Source organism: Kribbella sp. (genome assembly GCF_035655035.1).
Classification (GTDB): Bacteria; Actinomycetota; Actinomycetes; order Propionibacteriales; family Kribbellaceae; genus Kribbella.
Genome location: NZ_DASRVN010000348.1, coordinates 1 through 2,521, shown reverse-complemented (window position 1 = coordinate 2,521; position 2,521 = coordinate 1). Strand labels below are relative to the sequence as shown.

At 69.4% G+C, this 2,521-nt stretch carries 2 protein-coding genes; one reads left to right on the top strand and one right to left on the bottom strand.

Going from position 1 to position 2,521, the window contains the following annotated elements:
• Positions 1-324: hypothetical protein (locus VFF46_RS19400; protein ID WP_325038565.1), on the bottom strand; the 324-nt coding region annotated here is incomplete at its 3' end.
• 253 nt (positions 325-577) lie between these two features.
• On the opposite strand from VFF46_RS19400, the gene VFF46_RS19395 reads away from it, so the two are divergent.
• Positions 578-2,506 carry an aconitate hydratase gene (locus VFF46_RS19395; RefSeq protein WP_325038564.1) on the top strand — a complete coding sequence of 643 codons (1,929 nt, stop codon included), beginning with the start codon at positions 578-580 and terminating at the stop codon, positions 2,504-2,506.
• The last annotated feature ends 15 nt before the right edge of the window (positions 2,507-2,521 follow it).

Here is a 2,521-nt window from a genome sequence, read left to right as displayed (position 1 = left end):
GGTCAGCAGCAGTACGGCGGGACCGAGGACGGTGCTGAGCCCGAAGACGACGCCTACCACCGCGGTCCCGGCCATCGCGTTGCACACCGTCCGCGCTCGCGACTTGGTCGGGCTGGGACCGCCTTCGGCTCCGTAGGCGGTGGCCGCCGTCAGACCGACGACAAGGACCGCGATGCCGACCACGGTCAGGACCATCCCCGACAAGAGCAGGCCCGCAACCATGAAACCAACCGTGCCGATGACGTAGCAGGCAAGACGCCAGCAGGCCCGGTACCGGGCCAGGCGGGGCGTGTCCGCGCTCGAGGAACCACTGGTCCCGTCCATGCCGACCTCCCGAACGACCCATCGCCGACAAGACCTGGTACCCACAACACGCCGGAGCACTCCCCCGTTTGGCCGTCCTTCGGACGGGCACCCGGCCGATAAGGAAGGACGTCACCGTACGACCGTTGGGAGGCTCGCGTGATCGAGATCCGGAGCAACCTGTCGGGAGCCGGCCAGAAGCACACGGTCGAGGCCCTGACGTCGCAGAGGTGGATGTTCCAGGCGATGCTCCAGCCGGAGCACTGAACGGACCGTGAGCAGCAACGTCGCGCAGAAGCTGATCGCGTCGCATCTGGCCGGCGGCGAGCTGGAGCCTGGGTCGGAGGTCCAGCTACGAATCGACCAGACGCTGACGCAGGACGCGACGGGCACGATGGTGATGCTCGAGCTCGAGGCGATGCAGCTCGACCGGGTCCGCACCGAGGTCAGCGTGCAGTACGTCGACCACAACCTGTTGCAGGCCGACGAGCGGAACGCCGAGGACCACCGGTTCCTGCGCAGTGCTTGCGGGCACTTCGGCCTCTGGTACTCCAAGCCGGGCAACGGTGTCTCGCATCCGACACACATGCAGCGGTTCGGCCGGCCGGGCGCGACGTTGCTCGGCTCGGACTCGCACACCTGCGCGGCCGGCTCGCTCGGCATGCTGGCGATCGGCGCCGGTGGCATCGAGGTCGCCCAGGCGATGGCAGGCAGCCCGTTCCGGCTGCGGATGCCGGAGATCTGGGGCATCGAGCTGACCGGCGAACTGCCGCCGTGGGTGTCCGCGAAGGACGTGATCCTGGAGATGCTCCGCCGGTACGGCGTGAGCGGCGGCGTCGGCCGGATCATCGAGTACCACGGCCCGGGACTGGCGTCGTTGACGGCGATGGACCGGCACGTGATCGCGAACATGGGCGCCGAACTCGGTGCGACGACGACCGTGTTCCCGGCCGACGACGCGGTCCGCGGCTTCCTCCGGGCGGAGGGCCGCGAGGACGACTTCGCGGAGTTGCTCGCCGATCACGACGCGACGTACGACGTCTCGGACGCCATCGATCTGACGAGTCTGGAGCCGTTGGTCGCGACGCCGTCGTCGCCGGGCAACGTCGTACCGGTGCGGGAGGTCGCCGGGACCGAGATCGGCCAGGTGGTGATCGGGTCCAGCGCGAATCCCGGGCTGCGGGACTTCGCGATCGCCGGCGCGATGGTCGGCGGCCGGCAGACCGGCGGCGCGCTCAGCTTCGACGTCAATCCGACCTCGCGGAGCATCCTGGAAGACCTGACCCGGATGGGCGTGACGCTGGAACTGGTCCGAGCCGGTGCACGCATTCATCAGGCGGGGTGCCTCGGCTGCATCGGGATGGGACAGGCACCGGCCGGCGGGACGAACAGCCTTCGTACGATGCCGCGGAACTTCCCGGGCCGCAGTGGCAGCGCGGACGACGCGGTGTACCTGTGCTCGCCGGAGACGGCAGCCGCCAGCGCGTTGACCGGCGTACTCGTCGATCCGCGCGACTGGGCGCACGAGCAGGCGGTCGCGTATCCGGAGCTCGATCTGCCGGCGCGGCACAGCGTCAACACGGCGATGCTCGAGCCACCGCCCGAGGACCCGGGCGAGTTGCTGAAGGGACCGAACATCGGCACGCTGCCGGACTTCGACGGCTTGCCGGACCGTCTGGAGGTACCGGTCGCGCTCAAGGTGGGCGACAACGTGTCGACGGACGAGATCTCACCGGCCGGCGCCGCCGCGCTGCCGTACCGCTCCAACATCGCCAAGCTGGCCGAGTTCACATTCCGTCCGGTCGATCCGGAGTACGCCGACCGGGCTCGTGAGCTTGGTGACCACGCGATCGTTGGTGGTGCCAACTACGGGCAAGGATCGTCCCGCGAGCACGCGGCGATCACGCCCCGATACCTCGGCCTGCGCTTGGTCCTGGCGCGCTCCTATGCCCGGATCCACTGGCAGAACCTGGCGAACTTCGGCGTACTGGCGTGTGAGTTCGCCGACGACTCGGAGTACGACCGGATCGAGGCCGGCGATGTGGTCGTACTCGACGGGTTGCACGACGCGCTCCGCACGTCCGACGTACTCGAGGCGCGGGTCGGCGACCGAACCATCGAGCTGCGCCACCGGCTGTCGAAACACCAGGTCGACATGCTCCTGGCCGGCGGCGTCATCCCCCTGCTCCGCGCCCACGGCTGACTACCCGCCCGCCCT